Genomic DNA, 20,327 nt, shown 5'->3' with positions numbered 1-20,327 from the left:
GGAACGGGGATCGTCTCGTTCCTTCTGCTGTACTTCCTTGCCGAGCCGATGGCCCACATGGTCATCGCCGATGATGAGCAAGTGTTCTCGGTCGATGAAATCGCCGGCGTCATCCGCTGGGTGAGCTTCGCGCTCATCGTCGTGCCGTTCATGAGCCTGACGCGCGGTTTCTTCCAGGGATACCAGCAGTTCACGCCGACCGCCGTCTCTCAGCTTCTGGAGCAGATCGTCCGGATCTTGTTCGTGCTGGCGGGCGTATATGTCGTCATCAACTTTATGGAAGAATCTCCGCGGACCGCAATTTCATTTGCCGTGTTTGCGGCCTTCATCGGCGCACTGGCCGGGCTTGCAATTCTCGGCTACTACTGGAAACGCGAAAAGCCGGAGTTTGACCGGCTGCTCGATTCAAGCACCCATTCGAACGGCGCCAGCCTGAAGGACATGTACCGGGAACTCATCGTCTACATTTTTCCGATCGTCCTCGTCGGGCTTGCCAATCCGCTGTTCCAGTTTGTCGATATGATCACGTTCAACCGGGCGATGTCCTCGATCGGCCTGGCCTCCGTATCCGACGGCCAGCTTGCGATGCTGAATTTCACGACCCACAAGATCGTCATGATCCCGGTCATGATCGGGACGGCTTTCTCGATGGCGCTCATTCCGATCGTGACGGGCTACTTTACAACAGGGAACCGGACGGCGATGACCCGGTCGCTCGATCAGACGTATCAGATCGTCGCGTTCCTGACTTTCCCGATGGTGCTCGGGCTGATGATCCTGTCGGGTGAGTTCTACCATCTCCTGTTCGAGGAAGATGCAGTCGGCGCCGCCATCCTGAGGTCCTACGCGCCTGCGTCCATCCTGTTCGCCCTGTACACGGTCACCGGCTCCATCCTGCAGGCGATCGACCGGCATAAATGGATTGTCCTCAACCTGCTCATCGGCCTGCTGCTCAAGCTCGCTCTGAACATTCCGCTCATCAAGCTGTTCGAGGCGCAGGGCGCCATCCTGGCGACGGTCATCGGCTACGGAGTGGCGGTCGCGCTGAATATCGCTGTTGCGTCAAATGCGCTTCATTACCGCTCGAGAATGGTGATCCGGCGGATGGTGCTCATCCTGCTGTTCAACGGCATGATGGTCCTGGCCGCCTGGCTCACTCTGAAGGGCCTGCGCCTGTTCGGACCCGCGGACAGCAAAGGGACGGCATTCCTGTATATTCTCGTGACGGCCGCTGTCGGCGCGGCGGTCTACGCGGTGCTGGCGTTCAAATCCGGACTTGCCCAGAAACTGTTCGGCAACCGGCTGAAGAGGATCGCCGATAAACTCGGACTGTGAGGTGATAAAATGAGGCTCGATAAATTGCTCGCGAACAGCGGCTACGGATCGAGGAAAGAAGTGAAGGCCCTGCTGAAACAGGGGGCGGTGAGCGTGGCGGGGGAAACGGTCCGCGACCCGGCGCTCCACGTTGATCCGGAAAGCGGGGACGTCTCGGTGTTCGGCGAGCCGGTCGATTACCGGGAGTTCATCTATTTGCTGATGAACAAGCCCCCGGGCGTCGTGTCCGCGACGGAAGACAACCGGGACCGCACTGTGATCGATCTCCTGCCCTATGAGTACCGCCGGTTTGAACCGTTCCCGGCAGGCCGGCTCGACAAGGACACGGAAGGGCTCCTGCTCATCACGAATGACGGGAAACTGGCGCATGCGTTGCTCTCCCCGAAACGGCATGTCGAAAAAACGTATTTCGCCAGAGTCCGCGGAGAAGTGACCGCCCGGGACGGCGAGGCGTTCGCTGCCGGCGTCGGGCTGGACGACGGATACGTGACGAAACCGGCGAAGCTCGATATTCTCTCGGCGGGTGAGATATCCAAGATTGAACTCACGATCACCGAAGGGAAATTCCATCAGGTCAAGCGGATGTTCGAAGCGCGCGGCAAGGAAGTCGTTTACCTGAAGCGGCTGTCGATGGGTCCGCTCGTCCTCGATCCGGCGCTCTCACCCGGCGATTACCGGGAGCTCACCGAACAGGAATTGGCATCATTGAAACAACACCAAAAAGGATGACCCTCCACCCGGGGGGGCCATCCTTTTTCGTATGTGTGCACTCTCAAGAAGTCAGTTTTACCCGTTTCTCCGTCGTTGTCCATTTGCCTCGGCTTGGACTGTCGACCAGGCCGTTGAAAGCAAGCACGTTCAAATCTCTTTGAACCGTGCGCGGAGTGATGCCGAACGCGTCGACCAGGTCGTCGGTCGTGACGATTCCCCGATCGCGGATGAACAAATAGACATCCTTGATCCGGATCAGCATCCGGTCGGTAGTAGGTTTCATATTCAGAACCACTCCTTCACCCTATTCTCCTTTGGCAAGACCAGCGGACGATCAAAGCATCGAGCCATGCTCGCAGACTGTTCGGTTGAGGGCGTACACATCCTTTGTCGGTTTTGGGACATCAATCATCCCACTCTTATTATACAGCAATAGTTAGAGTATTCCAACGCGCGGCGCCTTTTTTGGCAGTTTATTAACAACCCGGCAGGCCGGCGTTCCTCTTTTCATTTCTGCTGGAACGTGTAGAATGGCACTATAACTGACGGGAGGCGGATTCATGGACTGGAACAGCAAAGCAATTGAATCAGAAGGCGCCATCGTCGAGGACCTCAAGTCGCTCATTTCGATCAACAGCGTCCTTGACGAAAACACGGCAAGCGATGAGGCGCCGTTCGGGGAAGGCCCGAAGCGGGCACTTGACTGGTTGCTCGAAGAGGGCCGGAAAGCCGGAATGCACGTGAAGAACATCGACGGCATGGCGGGCCATATCGAGATGGGGACGGGGGACGAGCTGCTCGGCATCCTTTGCCATGTCGATGTAGTGCCGGCAGGCGACGGCTGGACGACTCCGCCGTTCGAGGCGGATGTCCGGGACGGCAAAGTGTTCGGCAGAGGGGCCATCGACGACAAGGGCCCGACGATTGCGGCCTGGCATGCGATGAAGATGGTGAAGGAGTCGGGAATCACGCTCAACAAACGGGTCCGGCTGATCGTCGGTGCCGACGAGGAGAGCGGCTTCCGCTGCATGGACCGGTATTTCAAAACGGAGGAAATGCCGACGATCGGGTTCGCGCCGGACGCCGATTTCCCGATCATCAACGCCGAAAAAGGGATTGCGGGACTCGTGTTCTCCCAGGCTGGGTCCGCGGGCAGCGGATCTCTCGTTTCTTTCCGTTCGGGCAGCCGGACGAACATGGTGCCGGATGAAGCGCGTGCGGTGGTCCGGATTCCGGCTGAGGAACTCGAAGGGCCGTTCCATGCATTTCTTGGTGAAAGCGGCTTGGAAGGGAAATTGAGCCCCTCCGGAGATAACAGGAGCGAACTCATGCTGCGCGGAAAGGCCGCCCATGCGATGGAGCCCGAAGACGGGATCAACGCGGGCATCCGGCTCGCCTCGTTCCTCGATCCTCATATGGAAGGGGACGGCGCCCGGTTCACGTCGTTTGTCGATCAGGCATTCGGTGACGGGTCGCGAGGGCATTTCCTCGGACTTGATTTCGCTGATGAAATTTCCGGGGAAACGACACTCAACGCCGGCATCCTGGCGTATAATGAAACGAGCGGAGGGGAAGTTACGGTCAGCATGCGCTACTCGGTCTCCTATCCGGTTGAAGAGAAACTGGCGGCATGCCGGGAAGCGCTGGAAGGATCCGGATTCGCACTGGATCTCGCTTCCGACTCGCCGCCCCACCACGTGGATGCGGACGACCCGTTCATCCGTACGCTGCAGCGCGTGTACGAACGCCAGACCGGGGAGAAGGCGGAACTTCTGTCGATCGGCGGAGGCACCTATGCCCGGACACTCCAAAAAGGCGTGGCGTTCGGCATGCTCTTCCCGGGCCGGCCGGACGTGGCGCACCAGGCGGATGAGTGGGTTTCCGTCGACGATCTCGTGAAGGCGGCCGGCATCTATGCGGATGCCATCTCTGAACTTGCAGGCAACTGACGTTGGCCCGTGCTATCAACTAGGAAAGAAGGATCTGTAATGTCCATCTACTTGCTGAATGACCGTTTTGTCAAAGACGATGAAATCACCGTTTCGATCGAAGACCGCGGCTATTATTTCGGGGACGGCGTCTATGAAGTGATCCGCGTGTACGGCGGCAGCCTGTTCACGGCGGATGAGCATATCGGACGGCTCTATGAATCTGCGGAGAAGATCCGGATGGAGCTCCCGTACGGCAAGCCCGAGATGAAGGCCAATCTCGAACGGCTCGTCCGGGACAATGACATCAAGGAAGGGCATGTGTACGTCCAGGCGACACGCGGATCCGCTCCGCGCGTCCATCATTTCCCGGGCGAAGACATCGTGCCGGTGATCACCGGGTATACGAAGGCGTATGCAGAAGATGCGAAGAAGCCGGAGACCGTCACGCTGAAGTCGGTGGAAGATATCAGGTGGATGCGCTGCGACATCAAGAGTCTGAACCTGCTTCCGAACGTGCTGGCCAAACAGGAGGCCCACGAGGCGGGCAGCTTCGAGGCCCTTCTCCACCGGAGCGGCACCGTGACGGAAGGCTCGTCCTCAAACATGTTCGGCGTGAAAGACGACGTCATTTATACCCACCCGGTTTCGAACTTCATCCTGAACGGCATCACCCGCCGGGTCATCATGGACTGCTGCGGGGAGATCGGCCAGACTGTCATCGAGGAACCGATGGCGCTGGAAGACGTCTACGGCATGGATGAGTTTTTCATGTCTTCGACGACGAATGATATCGTTCCGGTTTCAGAAATCGACGGGCGCACGATCGGCGACGGGAAACCGGGGCCGGTCACGAAGGCGCTGATGGCTGCGTTCAGTGACAGATTGCCGAAGCCGGTCACCCAGAACTGACCGGATGGAAGTCATTTTCATCGTGAATCCTGCCGCGAAAAACGGCAGGTCGCTCGAACGGTGGAAACGGTTCCGTCAACAGATCCGTTTTCCGTTCAAAGAGATCATCACAGAAGGCCCCGGGCATGCGATTGCCATCGCCCGGGGCTTTGCTGAAGGGGAGAGCCGTCCGGCGGTCCTGCTGGTCGCTTTCGGCGGAGACGGGACGGTCCATGAAGTCATCCGGGGCGCGGCCGGAAGCCGGCATGTCCTGATCGGTTCTGTCGGCGTCGGTTCCGGAAATGATTTCGGGCGCGGTTACCGGGCTTTCCGCACGGCGGAGGAGATCGCCGATTTCCGGGAATTCGGACGGCTTGATCTCGGGACGGCCGGTCTTGCCGAGCCGGTGGTCTTCATGAACAGCGCGGGGATCGGATTCGATGCGGTCATCTCGAACAACGTGAACCGTTCCCGGATGAAAAAGCTGTTCAACCGGGTCGGGGCGGGGAAGCTGATCTACGCCTTCTTCATCGTCCGGACGCTGTTCACGTTCCGCCCGTTCGGCTTGTCGGTGACGGCGGGCGGCAAGCGATCCGACTTTGGGAAAGTCTGGCTCGCCGCCGTCAGCAACCAGCCGTATTACGGCGGCGGGATGAAGATTTCCCCCGGCTCGGACCCTGCGGACGGGAAGCTTGAGCTGACGGTCATTCATGGCCTGTCCAGACTGAAGCTCCTGCTCGTTTTCGGAACGGTCTTCACAGGAAGCCATACGAGATTCAAAGAAGTATACAGATTATCGGATGAAGCATTCGAACTGACTGCGGACCGGCGCGTTCCGGTCCATACAGACGGGGAGGATGCGGGCACCGCAGAGCCGGGCCGTCCGATTCCGTTTGCCGTCCGGCGTGCTGCCTGGCGGCTGGCGGGACCAACTTGCACAGAGAGGTTTGAGATAACAGATGAGAGCACGCCATAAACCTTGGGCGGAAGCGTACATAGCGGAGCGGCCGGAAATTGTCATTCCGGAGCCCGAGGCACTTAAAGGACACTGGAACGAGGAATTCGGCAATGACCACCCGATCCATATTGAAGTCGGGACGGGAAAGGGACGGTTCATCACAGGCATGGCGGAAGCCAACCCGGACGTCAATTACATCGGGATTGAAATGTTCCGCGACATTATCGTGACTGCCGTCCAGCGGGCCGAAGAGGCGGAAAAACCCCGGAATCTGCGGCTGCTGAACGTCGACGCGGGACGGATGGCCGAATTTTTTGCGCCGGGTGAAATCGGGCGCGTCTACCTGAACTTCTCCGATCCGTGGCCGAAGACCCGTCACGCCAAGCGCCGTCTGACGCATGACAATTTCCTGCGGCTCTACGAGACGGTGATGCCGCCGGAGGGGGAAGTCCATTTCAAGACGGACAACCGGGGGCTGTTTGAGTACTCGCTCATGAACATGACGGATTACGGGATGCGGCTGGCCGATGTGTCACTGGATCTGCATGCCGACAATCCGGATTGGAACATCATGACCGAATACGAGGAGAAGTTTTCTTCGATGGGTCAGCCGATCTACCGGCTGGAAGCCGCATTTATGAACCGCGGAAGGGACTAAACACGAGTGAAAAGGGGGAGCACGGATGGACAAGTATACATTTCACGACATTGAACTGACCTGGCTCGACGGGGGATTCAACAAGCTGGACGGGGGAGCGATGTTCGGGCCGGTTCCGAAAGTGCTCTGGTCGAAGAAGTACGCAGTCGATGAGGACAACAAAATCGAACTGGCGACGGAGCCGATCCTCCTCCAGACGGACGGGAAGAACATCCTGATCGAATCCGGCATGGGCGCGGGCAAGCTGTCGCCGAAGATGATCCGCAATCTCGGCGTGACCCGGGAATCGAAGATCGAGGAAAGCCTCGAGGAGCTCGGGCTGACACCGGAAGACATCGACATCATCATCATGACCCACCTGCACAACGACCACGCGGCGGGCCTCACGAAGCGGGAAGGGGACGGGTACGTATCCGTCTTCCCGAATGCGGTCATCTACACATCCGCCATCGAATGGGACGAGATGCGGAATCCGAACATCCGGTCGAAGAGCACCTATTTCCGCGAGAACTGGGAACCCGTCCAAGACCAGGTCCGGACATTCGAAGACCGGCTTGAAGTCCTGCCGGGCATCGAGATGATCCACACGGGCGGACACAGCAACGGCCACTCGGTCGTCAAAATCGAGCGGGACGGGGAAACGCTCATCCACATGGGCGACATCATGCCGACCCACGCCCACCAGAACCCGCTCTGGGTGCTCGGCTTCGACGACTATCCGATGGACTCCATCTACGCAAAAGAACGCCTGCTGAAAGAAGCATACGAAGGCGGATGGCGATTCATCTTCTACCACGACGCCGTCTACCGCCTCGTCCGCTGGGATGAAACCGGAAAAGAACTAACCGAAACCCTCGAACGAACACCATTTGACTAACAAAAGCGGAGCGGGCTGTTGCCCAGAGCCGGATGGAACAAAAGCGGAGCGGACTGTACAGATACGCAACGTTTCAGCCGAGATACACAACGTTTCAATCGAGATAAACAACGTCTCAGCCGAGATACGCAACGTTTCATCCCAGATACACAACGTTTACCATCTTGCCCTGCCGCATGTAAAAAAAGCCGCATCCCGTCTCGGGATGCGGCTTTCTCAATACGTAAATAAAAATAAGATCAGATCTTCGTCAATTCGACGACTGTGCCGGTTTTGGCATCCGCCGCAAACTCGTACTCTTCGAAAACGCCGCTGATTTCGCGGGAAAGTCCTCCGCGGTAAACTTCCATCTGGACGGCCTTCTGCCGGAACGGTTCGGTTTTCATGACGATCCAGGAACCTTCGATCGGGCCTTCTTCCTTGAATGCATCCTTGATGTTCTCGAGCACTTTGTCAGGGGAAACGTTCCGATCCGCACGATTAACAGCTTCCACGACTGCCGCTCCGGCGACCGCCCCGGCGATGGCACCCACTGCAAAATCTTTCATATTCATCCCAATTCCCTCCTCAGGCACGCTTTTTTCTCAGTATATCATAGAAAGACAGGGAATCCATCAAGAGAAGCAACCGTCATATTCGTTTCGCCCTGCGAAAGAGGCCGGTGGAAACATTCTGAACCATCGTCTACAATAGGAAAGAACCGGTCACCAAATGGGAGGGTTTTTGGATGGAAAAAGAGACAGTGGATTTGTTCAGGACATTGACGGAACTGCCAGGAGCACCCGGCAATGAACATGCGGTGCGCGACTTCATGCGCGGGGAACTTGAAAAATATTCGGATGAAATCATTCAGGACCGCCTCGGCGGCATTTTCGGTGTCCGGAAAGGGGAGGAAGGCTCCCCGAAAATCATGGTTGCCGGCCACATGGACGAAGTCGGGTTCATGGTAAAGAGCATCACGGAAAACGGGATGCTGACGTTCCAGCCCCTCGGCGGCTGGTGGAGCCAGGTCCTCCTCGCCCAGCGGGTGGAGATCATCACGGACAACGGTCCGGTCACGGGTGTCATCGGGTCGATCCCGCCGCATCTGCTGAGCGACGAAGTCCGCAACAAGCCGATGGAGATCAAAAACATGCTCATCGACATCGGAGCGGACGACCGGGAAGATGCAAAGCGGATCGGCATCCGGCCGGGGCAACAGATTGTCCCGATCTGCCCGTTCACCCCGATGGCAAATGAGAAAAAGATCCTGGCCAAAGCGTGGGACAACCGGTATGGCTGCGGGCTGGCCGTGGAACTGCTGAAAGAAGTGCACGGCGAAACGCTCCCGAACCAGCTCTATTCAGGTGCAAACGTCATGGAAGAAGTCGGTCTGAGGGGAGCCCAGGCGGCCGCGAACATGATCGACCCGGATATCTTCTTCGCCCTCGATGCGAGTCCGGCCAACGATGCGTCGGGCAACAAAAACGAATTCGGCCAGCTCGGCAAAGGTACGCTCCTTCGCATCTTCGACCGGTCGATGGTGACCCACCGGGGGATGCGGGAATTCGTCCTCGACACGGCCGAGTCGAACAATATTCCCTATCAGTACTTCATTTCGCAGGGGGGAACGGATGCGGGCCGGGTCCATCTTTCCAACGAAGGTGTGCCGAGTGCCGTAATCGGCATCTGCTCGCGCTATATCCATACCGCGGCATCGATCATCCATACCGATGATTATGCGGCGGCCAGGGAACTTCTCGTCAAGCTCGTCCGTTCGCTGGACCGGACGACGGTGGAGACGATCAAAAGCAACGTATGAAAAAAGGGCCGGAGGGGCCCTTTTTGCCATGAGCGACACCGCACACCAGGAGGACAGCAAATGATGAACATCATAGTGGGATCGACCAACAAAGCGAAATTGGGGGCGGTGCGGGAGGCCGTGCAGTCCCTCGGAATCAACGCCGAAATCACGGGGTCCGCAACGGAATCCGGCGTGTCCGCGCAGCCTTTCGGCGATGAGGAAACGCGCGAAGGTGCCAGGAACCGTGCACTCGCGGCCGTGAAAGACGGGGAGGGAGACCTCGGCATCGGGCTGGAAGGCGGAGTGAAGGAACTGGACGGCCGGCTCTTTATCTGCAACTGGGGGGCGCTTGCACTCCCCGACGGGACGGTTTACACGGCAGGCGGCGCGCAGATTCCGCTGCCCGAGGAAGTCGCGGCACCCGTCCGTGCGGGAAATGAGCTCGGCCCGGTCATGGAAGACTACTCGCATCAGGCGGACGTCAGGCAATCGGGCGGTGCAGTCGGCGTATTCACCGCCGGCACCGTCTCCAGGGCCGACATGTTCGGGCATGTGGTCCGGCTCCTTGTCGGCCAGTGGCGATTTGCGGGAGGCGGGGGCGGACCTGTTGCAAGCGGCCCCGAACATGCTTAAAATAATGGGGATGCACTAGTGTGAATGGAGGAAACAGGATGGCCAAAGGACTTCGTCTCATCGCTCTCGGAATGCTTGCGGTCTTGATTGCCGGGTGCTCCGCGACACCCGAGGAACTGAGCGAGAGCGGCACCGAGGCGGCCGGTAAAGTGTTCCGTGAGGACGTGCACCGGACGAACGCGGAAGTGGGCTCCGTCCGCCTGTATAAGCCCGCCGGCTTCAAGATCCAGGAAGGATCGGACGAGCAGAATATCGTCCTCGAGAAGGGCCGGGAGACATACGTGCTCTTCATCAACCCGAACGAGCCGGATGACAGCCGCCTGTTCTACGACCTGCTGTATGCGGATCCGGCGAAGGAAATTCTGACGACCGCAACATATGAAAAGAACGGGGTATTCGGCTTTTCCGGCATCACGGATGCAGGTAGCGAACGCTTTGAGCTGGTCGCCGGAAGCGGCGGAACGAAAATGACCACGCTGTCGAAGGAAAAAGGGATTGAACGCAATCTGCGGACGATGATGGAAATTGTCCGCTCGGTGGAACGGCCCGAAGATCCGGACCTGACACTGAAGTGACCGGCATCTGCCTGATCGGCAGGCCGGGAAGGAGTTGATCGGATGAACGCATCCCAACTGGTGAATATGCTGAAGGAGCGGCTCGGCGCCGATCGTTTCGAATGGGACTTTGACCGGCAGAACAACCGGCTCCGGATGACGAACAAGGCGCTCGGCAAAGGGATGGAACTGAGCCTGTCCCCGCTGCTTGCCAAATACGAAGCCAAAAAAGATAAGGCGATCGACGAAGCGGTGTACACGATCGATGAAACGTTCTCCGCGATGGAGCGGGAGGCGGAGGAAGGTTTCGATGCCTCGGACCGGATCTATCCGGTCATCCGCTCGACTTCGTTCCCTGAAGCATCCAAGGACGGGAACCGCTTCGTCATGAGCGACCATACGGCGGAGACGAGGATCTACTATGCACTTGACCTCGGCACGACATACCGGCTCATCGACGAATCGATGCTGGACGGCCTCGGCATGGCGGAGAAGGCGCTGAAGGAGGCGGCCCGGTTCCGGGTCCGTCAGCTGCCGACGGGCGTAAAGAAAGACGAAGTGGCCGGGAACGTGTTTTATTTCGTCAACAACAATGACGGATACGATGCAAGCCGGATCCTGAACGAGCCGTTCCTGAAGGAGATGGAGAAGCAGATCGAAGGCGATATGACCGTTTCCGTCCCTCATCAGGACGTGCTCATCATCGGGGACATCCGGAATGAGACAGGGTATGACGTGCTCGCACAGATGACGATGCATTACTTCACCGTCGGGACGGTGCCGGTCACCTCTCTTTCATTCATCTACGAAAACGGAGAACTTGAGCCGATCTTCATCCTGGCGAAGAACCGGCCGGTCGGAAAGGAAGAGAAAGAATGAATGTATTCTACAACCGGGCAGGCGTCGGCGATGTCCTGCTCGCCCAGCTCGTGCCGGCAGCCCCGGCCGAGATCCGGACAGAAACGCACGGTGATGTCACGCTGATCCTTGATGCGGAGATCGGTGAAGCTGCAGGCTTCAACCTGTTTGGGGCTTCCGAATATATCGGTCCCCGGGAGGACGGCCGACTCGAGACGGACGAAGCGCTCGTCTCGACGCTCAGGGAAGCATTCGAACAAAACGGCACGTCATTCGATTTTGACATCGACCTGTCTCCGAAATTCGTCGTCGGATTCGTTAAGACGAAGGAAAAGCATCCGAATGCCGACAAACTGAGCATCTGCCAAGTGGATGTCGGGGACAGGACGCTTCAGATCGTCTGCGGCGCTCCGAACGTGGCGGAAGGCCAGCATGTCGTCGTGGCCAAGCCGGGTGCCGTCATGCCGTCGGGGATGATCATCAAGGACGCGGAACTCCGCGGCGTTCCGTCGTCCGGCATGATCTGTTCCGCAAAAGAACTTGATCTGCCCGATGCGCCAAAGGAAAAAGGCATTCTCGTCCTGGAAGGCGAACAATCTCCGGGCGCGGCATTCCAATTTTAAAGTTTTTCAGCGGTCCGTCGCGACGGGCCGTTTTCTGTTGTCCAAAGCAAAATAAACCGTCCGATTCAAGCCGTTTTCGAGGGTCCGTTTGATTCCTTCCTGCTGGGCTGATAAAATAAAGTGATTGAATTGGAGAGAGTGATGTTCTTGAGCTGGTTTAAACGGCTGTTCAAAAAGCTCGGCGACGAGCCTGAATACGAAGAGAATGAGCGAAACACATACATAGAAAATGATGCAAACGAACCGGCCCCGTCCAAAAGAAGGGGCAAATTCAGATTCCCGCTGATTTCCGACGAAGAAGCGGAGGTTTATGAAGAGGGCCCGGAACAGGGGATTGACCCCGTTGCTTCCGATGAGCCGCCCGGTCTCCGGGCCGCCCTGCGCGGACGGATTGAAAGCGGGGCATTCCATGCCACGGATACGGACCGGATCAGATTCCGTGCCGGCATGCCGGAATCGGCCTCCTCGCTGAGAGGGAGCGGTTCCCGGGAGACGCTTGCGGATTGGCAGGACGGCACGGAAGGCTCCCTTCCGGGGAGGTCCGGTGCCGAAACCGGCCTTCCACGGCCCCGCCGGCTGGTTGACGAGCGGCCGAAACCGCCCGTCAGGACAAGGGGGTTTAAACCGTCGGAGATCCCTTCGCCGGTCTACGGATTCGGCAAACGACCGGCCGATGCCGTCCGCAGACCTGATCCCGAACCGGTGAGCTCTCCAGAAACCGAGCTTGCCGGGCGCCTCAGGGAAAGGGAGGAACGGCCGGAAGAGTCACGGACTGAGGAAGATGCATGGAAAAAAGTCATGGGACTCCCCGCGGCTTCCCTTCCGGCCCAGGAACCGGCACGAAGTGAAACTGCAGCCCGGGAAGACTTTGCCGCCGCGGAAGCAACGGCCGCACCGGAAGCCCGCGAGGACAATGAGATCCTTAGGACTGAAGGAACGGAAGATGTACCGGGAGAAACACCGGACTCCGGTCAGGATTTAAAGGAGATTCCAGGCGAGATTCTCAAGCCGGATAGCCCTGCAGATGAACCGGCCGTAAGTCCTGACATGGCAGAAAAACCTGAAGCCACCGTGCGCCAACATGACTCAGAAGAGGATTTTGCAATTGAACAGGGTCCGGTTGAAGAAACAGAAGCGGCGGAAAAGACGGCCCTTCCGAGAAAAACCGGTTCGCCGTTCAATGTCGTCATGCTGAAAACAGATAAAGAGCGGCTGCAAAAGATGGAGCAGATGAAAAAACTTCGGCACGGGCCTCGTGCCAGCCGGGAGTCCGGGGATGAGGCGCTGAGTCAGGAACAGGCGGAAGCCGCCTCTCCGGCAATGGAACCGGAGAAAGACCCCGTGCCCGAACCGGCCGTGGCCGAACCGGAAGAAGCACCTCCGTATTACATGCCGCCGGGTCTTGACTTCCTGGATCCTCCCGAGGAAAAAGGGGAGGATACGGAATGGATGGAGGCGCAGGCGGCGACTCTTGAAGAGGCGCTGTCCTATTTCGCGATCAAGGCCAAGGTAATTGATATCGTCCAGGGACCTTCCGTGACCCGGTTTGAGCTGACGGTCGGCCACGGCACGAAAGTCAGCAAAATCCGCAACCTGCAGGATGATCTGAAGTTGGCGCTGGCGGCCCGGGATATCCGGATCCAAGCTCCGATCCCAGGCAAAAGCTCGATCGGCATTGAAATTCCGAACCGGATCTCAAGGCCTGTCCGTATTTCCGAGCTGATCGGCTCGCCGGCTTTCAATGAATCCGATTCGCCGCTTGAAGCGGCGCTCGGCCTTGACCTGGCAGGCCGTCCGGCGACGGTTGATTTGAGGAAGATGCCGCATGGACTGATAGCGGGCGCCACAGGGTCCGGGAAATCGGTCTGCATCAATTCGATCCTGACAAGCCTGCTGTACAAGGCGTCCCCGGATGAGCTCCGGCTGTTGCTGATCGACCCGAAAATGGTTGAACTTGCACCGTACAACCGGATTCCGCATCTTGTGAGTCCGGTGATCACCGACGTGAAAGCGGCAAACGCCGCACTGAAGTGGGCGGTGGAGGAAATGGAGCGGCGCTATGAGCTGTTTGCGCACGCCGGCGTGAGAGACATCACGCGGTTCAACCGCAAGGCGGACGAGCACAGGGAATTCAGCCGGAAACTGCCTTATTTGCTGATCGTCATCGACGAATTGGCAGATCTGATGATGGTTGCCCCTGCGGAAGTCGAGGAATCGGTCTGCAGGATCGCCCAGAAGGCAAGGGCCTGCGGCATTCACCTGATCATCGCGACGCAGCGACCGTCCGTAGACGTGATCACGGGACTCATCAAGGCCAATATCCCCGCGAGGATCGCCTTCTCCGTCTCTTCCCAAGTGGATTCACGGACGATTATTGACGTCCCGGGAGCCGAGCGCCTTCTCGGGAAAGGGGATATGCTGTATCTCGGAAACGGGATGCCGGCACCTGCCCGGCTGCAGGGCACGTTCGTCACCGATGATGAGATCGAACGGGTGACGGACTTTGTCCGGCGGTCCGGCGAGCCGGAATATCTGTTCCATCAGGAAGAGCTTCTCCGTGAGACCGAAGCGCATGAAGCGGAGGATCCACTTTTTGCGGAAGCCTGCTCGTTCATCGCGGACGCCGGAAGTGCCTCCACGTCCATGCTCCAGCGGAAGTTCAGCATCGGATACAACCGGGCGGCACGGCTCATCGACATGCTGGAGGCCAGGGGCTATGTCTCTCCCCAGAAAGGAAGCAAGCCCCGGGACGTCTACCTGACGGCTTCTGACGGGACGGCCGAACCGCAGGATGGTCCGGCGCATACGATATGAACGGATGGAAAAAATACAGGAAATACGCTTTTCGGCGTGCATCGCTTTGATGATATAATGGATTGCGCCTAATTCGGCTGCAATGAGGGATCATTCACATCCCGGGAGGTTTCACAATGACAGTTTTCCACTTTACCGGCATCAAGGGATCGGGAATGAGTTCGCTAGCCCAGATTCTTCACGACACCGGAAAAAAGGTCCAGGGGTCGGACGTTGAAAAATATTTCTTCACCGAGGAGCCGCTGAAAGAGCGAGGCATCCTCATCTTGCCGTTCAGTGCAGAAAATATCCATGAAGGGCTGACCGTCATCGCGGGAAATGCTTTTCCGGATGAGCACCCCGAACTCGTAAGGGCAAGGGAGCTCGGACTTGAAGTCATCCGCTATCATGAGTTCCTCGGGGACTATATGGATCAATTCATCTCGGTGGCGGTGACCGGCTCGCACGGCAAGACGTCCACGACCGGACTGTTGGCCCATGTGCTGGCGGGATACGGACCGACGACCTATCTGATCGGGGACGGCACCGGAAAAGGCGATCCCGACGGACGGTACTTCGTCCTGGAGGCTTGCGAATACAAGCGCCATTTCCTCGCCTATGACCCTGACTATGCCATCATGACGAATATCGACTTTGACCACCCCGACTATTTTGCAGACGTGGATGATGTGTTCGACGCTTTCCAGGAGATGGCCTGGAAGGTGAAGAAATGCCTGATCGCCTGCGGGGACGATGATCAGCTCCAGCGGATCCAGGCAAGTGTTCCTGTGATCTACTACGGGTTTTCTGCCGAAAATGACTTCGTCGCCCATAATCTCCGGCGTACTGAATCGGGTACGACATTTGACGTCCGCGTGCGGAACGAGTCGTATTACACTTTCCATGTTCCGCAGACCGGCGACCACGCAGTCCTGAACGCTCTGTCGGTCATTTCCCTCTGCCATTACGAGGACATTCCGGCTGAGATCATCCAGGAAAGGCTCGACACGTTCGGCGGCGTAAAACGCCGGTTCACGGAAACGAAGGTGGGGGAGCGGGTCATCATCGACGATTACGCCCATCACCCGACAGAGATCCGCGCGACGCTGCAATCTGCGCGCCAAAAGTATCCCGGCCGTGAAATCGTGGCGATCTTCCAGCCGCACACCTTCACAAGAACGGCCAAGTTCCTCGAAGAGTTTGCCGAAAGCCTGGGGGAGGCCGACCAGGTCTACCTCTGTGAAATCTTCGGATCGGCAAGAGAGCAGAACGGCGATCTGACCATCGATGATCTGTCTTCGAAGATCGAGGGAAGCCGGATCCTTTCAGTCGGCGATGTAGAACGGCTGCTGGAACACGATGATGCCGTGCTTCTTTTCATGGGAGCGGGAGACGTACAGAAATACGAGAAAGCATTCACTTCACTTGTCAAGGAAGGAAAGACAGCCTGAGCAGCTTTTGCCGGCTGTCTTTTTTTCTTTGAAGGAGTCGGGGGATCGGGTGTCGAATAGGTACCGAGGAGCGTTTATCCCGCTGTGGGCAGGGGTACAACGTTAATATGATAAGCGCATTACATGATAGGAGGAAAAGGCATGGAGAATCTTTTGTACATCGCGGCGATTGTGGCAGCCGTCGCTTTCCTGATCTTATGCATCGCCCTTGCCATGACCCTGGGCTCGCTCAAGAAGACGCTGAACAGTGTGGCAGAAACAGTGGACGGGCTCGAAGGACAGCTGCAGGGCCTGACGAAAGAGTCGACTGAACTCTTGCATAAAACGAACTTGCTTGCGGAGGATATCCAGGAAAAGAGCGAAAAGCTCAACACGGTCGTTCAGGCCGTGCAGGGCGTGGGTGAGTCATTCGGAAACCTGAACTCCTCGGTCCGCCGGATCACTTCCTCCGTCTCTGCGGAAGTCGAGCGCAACGAGGACAAGATTGCCCAGGTCGTGCAGTGGAGCAACGTTGTCATGGGCATCCGCGACAAGTGGAAGGAAAGAAAAGGCGCCGGCAGCGACGGCTGGACCGAGTATACCGTTCCCGGTCAGAAGCGCCTTCCGGGACCGGGCGCCCAATAATCCGTCCGGACAGGCACCACCCCAAAAACTTAACAGCATCAAAAGGAGGAAACCGAAATGAATGAAGACCGCCAGCTGAAACCGAACTACAATGACCCGCAGTATAACAAGGACCTCTACGAGGGCAACACCGGCTCCGGCCCGAACGGCAACTTTGACAGCAACCACTATGACGCACAACACAGCGGCACTTACGATATGTACAGTCCGAACGAATACGATTATCGTTACCGCAACGACTATGCCGATACGTTCTATAATCAGGACCGCGAAGAAGAAGGAGGCGGCGGTTTCCTGACCGGCGCCATCATCGGGGGCCTGATCGGCGCAGCCGCTGCCCTCCTCCTTGCACCGAAATCCGGCAAGGAACTCCGCGGAGATGTCACCACGCAGGCGGGCAACCTGAAAGAAAAAGGCATCGAACTTTCCTCTGTCGCCAAAGACAAAGCGGCAGACCTGACGAAAACGGCACAGGAAAAGACAGGTGACCTCACGAAGACGATCCAGGGCCAGGCCGGCCAGATGGTCGACAAGGTCAAGTCGATGAAGAAAGGCCAGAGCGCCCCGATGGACGACGGCACGGCCTCTTCCGAAGGAGAGGAGCCGATTGAATTCATCGATACGGTCGCCGAGAAAGTCCAGGATGCGATCGACACGGGCAAAGATAAGGTGAACTCTGCCGCCGAGGCGATGAAAGATGCGGTGGACGAGAAGAAACAGCAAGCGCAAGACATGGCAGAGAAAAAAGGCTCCGGCTCTGGTTCAGGTTCGGAATCCGGGAAGTCCAATTCCGGATCAGGAAAATCAGGCGGCAACTCAGGGTCGAACAGCCAAAAATCCGGGAAGTCGGGTTCGGACAATGCATCCGAGCTGAAAGACCAGAAGTCCGGAAACTCTCCGTACGGGTATGACAACTCGGAGAACAAAGGTGACAACAAAGTGATGGGCATGAACCACATCTCCAAGATTGAAAACGACAAAAAAGACAATAAAAATACGTGATTCCCAAAAGCCCGGAATGGCCTCACCGCCTTTCCGGGCTTTTGCCTTGATATGGGGCGGTTCTTTTTGAAAGTTGAAAACGTTTACAAAAATAAAGTGTAACTTTTCAGCAAATATTGCGTGACAAAATGAGGCATACTCCACTATAATGGGTTCATTATACCCGCCGGCACCGAATGCCGGATGAGGGTAGGAAACTGATAACAGAGAGGGGATACGGGAATGAGCCTGAATGAGTTGGAAAGCCTGCGCGGCAAAGTGGATGAGCTGAACCTGGAAATTCTTCGTCTCATCAATGAACGGGCGGAAGTGGTCCAGGAAATCGGCAAGGTAAAGGAAAAGCAGGGTGTCAACCGATATGACCCTCTCCGTGAACGGCATATGCTCAATTTGCTTAAGGACTTCAATCACGGCCCGGTGCCTCAATCGACCGTTGAACATATTTTCAAGGAAATCTTCAAAACTGCACTTGAACAACAGGAGGAGGATCAGCGGAAGGCACTCCTCGTTTCCCGGAAAAAGAAGAAGGAAGACACGGTCGTCGAAGTGAACGGCGAGAAGATCGGGCAGGATATCCCGACATTCATCTTCGGGCCTTGCGCCGTCGAATCCTATGAGCAAGTGTCGACGGTGGCAAAAGCCGTCGCCGCAAAAGGCCAGAAGCTGATCCGCGGCGGCGCCTACAAGCCCCGCACGTCTCCTTACGACTTCCAGGGACTCGGCCTCGAAGGCCTGAAGATCCTCAGCCGGGCGGCGAAAGAAAACGGTCTCGCGGTCGTATCGGAAATCGTCACCCCCGGACATCTCGAAGAGGCGCTCGACTATGTGGACGTCATCCAGATCGGCGCCCGCAATATGCAGAACTTCGAACTTCTGAAGGCGGCCGGGTCGGTCCGCAAGCCGGTTCTTCTGAAGCGCGGGCTCGCTGCGACGATCGATGAATTCATCAATGCTGCCGAATACATCATCTCGCAGGGGAACGACCAGATCATGCTCTGCGAGCGGGGAATCCGCACATACGAGCGGGCAACCCGGAACACGCTTGACATCTCTGCCGTGCCGATCCTCAAGCAGGAGACGCATCTGCCGGTCTTCGTCGACGTCACCCACTCGACCGGGCGCCGCGACCTGCTGCTCCCGACGGCCAAGGCCGCGATTGCAGTCGGAGCCGACGGTGTCATGGCGGAAGTGCATCCGGATCCGGCCGTGGCCCTCTCCGATGCCCAGCAGCAGATGAACCTCGAACAGTTCGACGAGTTCTACAGCGAACTTCAGAAATTCATGAAATCCCACGCGATCCTCGTGTGACCCGAAAGCCGGAACTTCAACGTTCCGGCTTTTTTGCATCCCGAGAGCGCATGCACAGGGAGCGGGGTGGCCACTGGCCATGAAGCGTTATCTTTATTGGCCGGAACGTTATCTTTATCCCGGCGAGCGTTATCTATATCGGCTGAAGCGTTATCTTTATCCCGGGAAGCCTTATCTTTATCAGCCGCAGCGGAGAAAGGGCGCACCCGAATGGGACTGTTTTTGCTGTAAGGCTTTGAGTTGGGGCAAACTTAGCGTAAAATGAAAACAAACGAAGTGTTTTCATCGGAGGGATCATCGATATGACTGTAACGATTTACGACGTGGCCCGGGAGGCGAACGTTTCCATGGCGACCGTCTCGCGCGTCGTCAACGGAAATCCGAACGTCAAGCCGGCCACCCGGAAAAAGGTGAAAGAAGCGATTGAACGTCTCGGTTACCGTCCAAACGCGGTGGCCAGAGGGCTGGCCAGCAAGAAGACGACCACTGTGGGCGTCATCATCCCCGACATCTCGAAAGGCTTCTATGCGGAGTTGGCGCGGGGCATCGAGGACATTGCGACCATGTATGAGTACAACATCATCCTGTCGAACTCCGACCAGAATGAAGACAAGGAAATCCGTCTTCTGGAAACGATGCTCGGCAAGCAGGTTGACGGGATTGTCATGATGAGCGACTCGATCACGCCGGCACTTCGCGAGGAGATCAGCCGGTCATCCGTACCGGTCGTCCTGGCGGGCACCATCGATCCGGAAGGCAAGATCCCGTCCGTCAACATCGATTACCGGGGGGCCGCACGCGAGGCGGTTTCGCGCCTGATCGGCAACCGGGACAAGGAAGTGGCCTTCGTCTCCGGCCCGTTCGATACAGTAATCAACCGTGACTTCCTCCTGGAGGGGTACAAAGATGCGCTGAAGGAGGCGGGAATACCGGTTGATGAGGAGCTCATCTTCGAGATCGATGATTCTTACGATGCGGCGCTCGAGGCATGGCATGCGACCGACCGCAGGCCGGACGGTGTATTTGCGGGCAGCGACGAGCTGGCGATCGGCGTCATCCACGGAGTGCTGGATGCCGGTCTTTCGGTTCCGGGGGACGTGGATGTCATCGGCTTTGAAAACACGAAGCTCGCCCGGATGGTCAGACCGCGTCTGACTTCCGTGGTCATTCCGCTTTACGACATCGGCGCGGTATCCATGCGCCTTCTGACGAAGTATATGAGCAATGAAGAAATCGAAGATCCGACCGTCGTTCTTCCGCACCGGATAGAAGAACGGGAATCGGCAAAATGACAGCACGGACAGAGAACGGCCCGGAAGGCGAACCATCGCCTTCCGGGC

20 protein-coding genes are annotated in these 20,327 nt (G+C 57.6%); 18 read left to right on the top strand and 2 right to left on the bottom strand.

Annotated elements, in window-relative coordinates:
- Both BN1189_RS15425 and BN1189_RS15420 read left to right on the top strand, forming a co-directional pair.
- Positions 1-1,335: putative polysaccharide biosynthesis protein (locus BN1189_RS15425; RefSeq protein ID WP_040229232.1), on the top strand; the 1,335-nt coding region annotated here is incomplete at its 5' end.
- A 9-nt stretch (positions 1,336-1,344) separates the two neighbouring features.
- Positions 1,345-2,064 (top strand): pseudouridine synthase, encoded by a 720-nt coding sequence (locus tag BN1189_RS15420; protein ID WP_040229231.1) that lies wholly within the window; start codon positions 1,345-1,347, stop codon positions 2,062-2,064.
- Positions 2,065-2,107: 43 nt separating this feature from the next.
- On the opposite strand, the gene BN1189_RS15415 is transcribed toward BN1189_RS15420, so the two are convergent.
- Positions 2,108-2,329, bottom strand: a complete 222-nt coding sequence (locus BN1189_RS15415) for a DeoR family transcriptional regulator (protein WP_040229230.1) — start codon at positions 2,327-2,329, stop codon at positions 2,108-2,110.
- A gap of 277 nt (positions 2,330-2,606) precedes the next feature.
- Here BN1189_RS15415 and pepV point away from each other — a divergent pair, with 277 nt between their 5' ends.
- Genes pepV through BN1189_RS15390 form a run of 5 tightly spaced genes read left to right on the top strand, consistent with a single transcriptional unit; the run spans position 2,607 to position 7,358 of the window.
- A complete protein-coding gene (gene pepV, locus BN1189_RS15410) occupies positions 2,607-3,995 on the top strand; it encodes a dipeptidase PepV (protein ID WP_040229229.1) in 1,389 nt (462 codons plus the stop codon).
- A gap of 39 nt (positions 3,996-4,034) precedes the next feature.
- Positions 4,035-4,886, top strand: a complete 852-nt coding sequence (gene dat, locus BN1189_RS15405) for a D-amino-acid transaminase (RefSeq protein WP_040229228.1) — start codon at positions 4,035-4,037, stop codon at positions 4,884-4,886.
- A gap of 4 nt (positions 4,887-4,890) precedes the next feature.
- Positions 4,891-5,841, top strand: coding sequence for a diacylglycerol/lipid kinase family protein (locus BN1189_RS15400; RefSeq protein ID WP_069201984.1), 951 nt, complete (start codon positions 4,891-4,893; stop codon positions 5,839-5,841).
- On the top strand, positions 5,825-6,481 hold the full coding sequence (gene trmB, locus BN1189_RS15395; protein ID WP_040229226.1) for a tRNA (guanosine(46)-N7)-methyltransferase TrmB: 657 nt from the start codon (positions 5,825-5,827) through the stop codon (positions 6,479-6,481). The genes BN1189_RS15400 and trmB overlap by 17 nt, the downstream gene beginning before the upstream one ends.
- 25 nt (positions 6,482-6,506) lie before the next feature.
- Entirely contained in the window at positions 6,507-7,358 is an 852-nt protein-coding gene (locus tag BN1189_RS15390; RefSeq protein ID WP_040229225.1) for a YtnP family quorum-quenching lactonase, read from the top strand.
- A 239-nt stretch (positions 7,359-7,597) separates the two neighbouring features.
- Here BN1189_RS15390 and BN1189_RS15385 read toward each other — a convergent pair whose 3' ends face one another.
- Complete coding sequence (locus BN1189_RS15385) at positions 7,598-7,912, bottom strand: peptidase M4 (RefSeq protein ID WP_040229224.1); 315 nt, start codon at positions 7,910-7,912, stop codon at positions 7,598-7,600.
- A 173-nt stretch (positions 7,913-8,085) separates the two neighbouring features.
- Here BN1189_RS15385 and BN1189_RS15380 point away from each other — a divergent pair, with 173 nt between their 5' ends.
- The 11 genes from BN1189_RS15380 (at position 8,086) to ccpA (ending at position 20,279) form a co-directional block, all read left to right on the top strand.
- The gene (locus BN1189_RS15380) at positions 8,086-9,159 is read left to right on the top strand and encodes a M42 family metallopeptidase (protein WP_040229223.1); all 1,074 of its coding nucleotides are present in this window, start codon (positions 8,086-8,088) and stop codon (positions 9,157-9,159) included.
- Positions 9,160-9,219: 60 nt separating this feature from the next.
- Positions 9,220-9,774: a DUF84 family protein gene (locus tag BN1189_RS15375; protein ID WP_306610717.1), complete on the top strand. Its 555-nt coding sequence runs from the start codon at positions 9,220-9,222 to the stop codon at positions 9,772-9,774.
- A gap of 38 nt (positions 9,775-9,812) precedes the next feature.
- Complete coding sequence (locus BN1189_RS15370; RefSeq protein ID WP_052455910.1) at positions 9,813-10,349, top strand: hypothetical protein; 537 nt, start codon at positions 9,813-9,815, stop codon at positions 10,347-10,349.
- Positions 10,350-10,391: 42 nt separating this feature from the next.
- Positions 10,392-11,207 (top strand): DUF1444 domain-containing protein, encoded by an 816-nt coding sequence (locus BN1189_RS15365; RefSeq protein ID WP_040229222.1) that lies wholly within the window; start codon positions 10,392-10,394, stop codon positions 11,205-11,207.
- Positions 11,204-11,809 (top strand): YtpR family tRNA-binding protein, encoded by a 606-nt coding sequence (ytpR, locus tag BN1189_RS15360; protein ID WP_040229221.1) that lies wholly within the window; start codon positions 11,204-11,206, stop codon positions 11,807-11,809. Before BN1189_RS15365 ends, ytpR begins: the two co-directional genes overlap by 4 nt.
- Positions 11,810-11,956: 147 nt before the next feature.
- Positions 11,957-14,623, top strand: a complete 2,667-nt coding sequence (locus tag BN1189_RS15355) for a DNA translocase FtsK (RefSeq protein WP_257125430.1) — start codon at positions 11,957-11,959, stop codon at positions 14,621-14,623.
- Between the two features lie 116 nt (positions 14,624-14,739).
- Entirely contained in the window at positions 14,740-16,053 is a 1,314-nt protein-coding gene (gene murC, locus BN1189_RS15350) for a UDP-N-acetylmuramate--L-alanine ligase (protein ID WP_040229220.1), read from the top strand.
- 141 nt (positions 16,054-16,194) lie between these two features.
- Positions 16,195-16,677: a DUF948 domain-containing protein gene (locus BN1189_RS15345; protein ID WP_040229218.1), complete on the top strand. Its 483-nt coding sequence runs from the start codon at positions 16,195-16,197 to the stop codon at positions 16,675-16,677.
- A gap of 57 nt (positions 16,678-16,734) precedes the next feature.
- Positions 16,735-17,679 (top strand): YtxH domain-containing protein, encoded by a 945-nt coding sequence (locus tag BN1189_RS15340; protein WP_052455909.1) that lies wholly within the window; start codon positions 16,735-16,737, stop codon positions 17,677-17,679.
- A 222-nt stretch (positions 17,680-17,901) separates the two neighbouring features.
- On the top strand, positions 17,902-18,987 hold the full coding sequence (locus tag BN1189_RS15335) for a bifunctional 3-deoxy-7-phosphoheptulonate synthase/chorismate mutase (RefSeq protein ID WP_040229217.1): 1,086 nt from the start codon (positions 17,902-17,904) through the stop codon (positions 18,985-18,987).
- 302 nt (positions 18,988-19,289) lie between these two features.
- Positions 19,290-20,279 carry a catabolite control protein A gene (gene ccpA / locus BN1189_RS15330; protein WP_040229216.1) on the top strand — a complete coding sequence of 330 codons (990 nt, stop codon included), beginning with the start codon at positions 19,290-19,292 and terminating at the stop codon, positions 20,277-20,279.
- Positions 20,280-20,327: the final 48 nt, after the last annotated feature.

This window comes from Bhargavaea cecembensis (assembly GCF_000826125.2).
GTDB lineage: Bacteria > Bacillota > Bacilli > Bacillales_A > Planococcaceae > Bhargavaea > Bhargavaea cecembensis_B.
Note: the sequence above shows the minus strand (reverse complement) of the source record. Positions and strands in the feature narration are given on the sequence as shown.

Excerpts from the sequence above, each read along its gene's own strand:
- BN1189_RS15420 (WP_040229231.1), top strand. The coding sequence starts at position 1,345 with ATGAGGCTCGATAAATTGCTCGCGAACAGCGGCTACGGATCGAGGAAA.
- BN1189_RS15415 (WP_040229230.1), bottom strand. The coding sequence starts at position 2,329 with ATGAAACCTACTACCGACCGGATGCTGATCCGGATCAAGGATGTCTAT.
- pepV (WP_040229229.1), top strand. The coding sequence starts at position 2,607 with ATGGACTGGAACAGCAAAGCAATTGAATCAGAAGGCGCCATCGTCGAG.
- dat (WP_040229228.1), top strand. The coding sequence starts at position 4,035 with ATGTCCATCTACTTGCTGAATGACCGTTTTGTCAAAGACGATGAAATC.
- BN1189_RS15400 (WP_069201984.1), top strand. The coding sequence starts at position 4,891 with ATGGAAGTCATTTTCATCGTGAATCCTGCCGCGAAAAACGGCAGGTCG.
- trmB (WP_040229226.1), top strand. The coding sequence starts at position 5,825 with ATGAGAGCACGCCATAAACCTTGGGCGGAAGCGTACATAGCGGAGCGG.
- BN1189_RS15390 (WP_040229225.1), top strand. The coding sequence starts at position 6,507 with ATGGACAAGTATACATTTCACGACATTGAACTGACCTGGCTCGACGGG.
- BN1189_RS15385 (WP_040229224.1), bottom strand. The coding sequence starts at position 7,912 with ATGAATATGAAAGATTTTGCAGTGGGTGCCATCGCCGGGGCGGTCGCC.
- BN1189_RS15380 (WP_040229223.1), top strand. The coding sequence starts at position 8,086 with ATGGAAAAAGAGACAGTGGATTTGTTCAGGACATTGACGGAACTGCCA.
- BN1189_RS15375 (WP_306610717.1), top strand. The coding sequence starts at position 9,220 with ATGATGAACATCATAGTGGGATCGACCAACAAAGCGAAATTGGGGGCG.
- BN1189_RS15370 (WP_052455910.1), top strand. The coding sequence starts at position 9,813 with ATGGCCAAAGGACTTCGTCTCATCGCTCTCGGAATGCTTGCGGTCTTG.
- BN1189_RS15365 (WP_040229222.1), top strand. The coding sequence starts at position 10,392 with ATGAACGCATCCCAACTGGTGAATATGCTGAAGGAGCGGCTCGGCGCC.
- ytpR (WP_040229221.1), top strand. The coding sequence starts at position 11,204 with ATGAATGTATTCTACAACCGGGCAGGCGTCGGCGATGTCCTGCTCGCC.
- murC (WP_040229220.1), top strand. The coding sequence starts at position 14,740 with ATGACAGTTTTCCACTTTACCGGCATCAAGGGATCGGGAATGAGTTCG.
- BN1189_RS15345 (WP_040229218.1), top strand. The coding sequence starts at position 16,195 with ATGGAGAATCTTTTGTACATCGCGGCGATTGTGGCAGCCGTCGCTTTC.
- BN1189_RS15340 (WP_052455909.1), top strand. The coding sequence starts at position 16,735 with ATGAATGAAGACCGCCAGCTGAAACCGAACTACAATGACCCGCAGTAT.
- BN1189_RS15335 (WP_040229217.1), top strand. The coding sequence starts at position 17,902 with ATGAGCCTGAATGAGTTGGAAAGCCTGCGCGGCAAAGTGGATGAGCTG.
- ccpA (WP_040229216.1), top strand. The coding sequence starts at position 19,290 with ATGACTGTAACGATTTACGACGTGGCCCGGGAGGCGAACGTTTCCATG.